This is a genomic window from Sporosarcina sp. BP05 (genome assembly GCF_014282005.1).
GTDB lineage: Bacteria > Bacillota > Bacilli > Bacillales_A > Planococcaceae > Sporosarcina.
Genome location: NZ_JACFTD010000078.1, coordinates 1 through 660, shown reverse-complemented (window position 1 = coordinate 660; position 660 = coordinate 1). Strand labels below are relative to the sequence as shown.

The window sequence follows — 660 nt, the reverse complement described above, 5'->3', positions numbered from 1 at the left end:
TGGGAGTTAAAACATAATTGCCCGTTTCTTTTTTAGTGATTTCAGCATCACCAAACAATTTTTGTTTGACTTCAGATTTAATTTCTTTCCGAACCTTAACATCTAATTTTTCTTGGGGTAATGCTTCGCTCAAATCTATATATTCTTGTTTCTTTCCATCAATCTTTTTATCTAGCAACTGAATTTCTTTCTCCAAGTCCTGTTTTTCTTTATATTCCTGTGAACTCAAATGCTTTTTCTCCGAACCTTTTTCACCACGTACAATTTCAAAATCATGTTCTTGTAAATGCTTCGGAAATTCCTCTTGCAGCTCTCTCAATTCTTGTTTATTAAAAATATCTTTTGCAGATAAACGATTGTCTTTTGTAATCGGGATTACGCCAACGTGCATATGGGGTGTTGCCTCGTCTTGATGAACGACTGCATAGAGTGTATTTTTTGGGCCATATCGCTCCTGGATAAATTCAAGCGACTTCTCAAAATATTTTTTTTGCTCTTCGGCAGAAAGTGAATTCATATATCCAGGTGAAGCTGTCACCATAAATTCTGAAAGGACAACCGAATTCGCACGAGGTTTTCTTTTCACTTGCTCCGAGATTTTTTCTTTAATTTCACTTTCATATTTTAAATTTTGATCATTCAACAAATCATAATTTTGCT

General features: G+C 34.2%; 1 protein-coding gene. It reads right to left on the bottom strand.

The genetic code is table 11. The features are described from left to right. The coding region (gene mobV / locus H2672_RS19230; RefSeq protein ID WP_255485938.1) for a MobV family relaxase at window positions 1–643 on the bottom strand (643 nt) is incomplete at its 3' end. Window positions 644–660 lie beyond the last annotated feature (17 nt).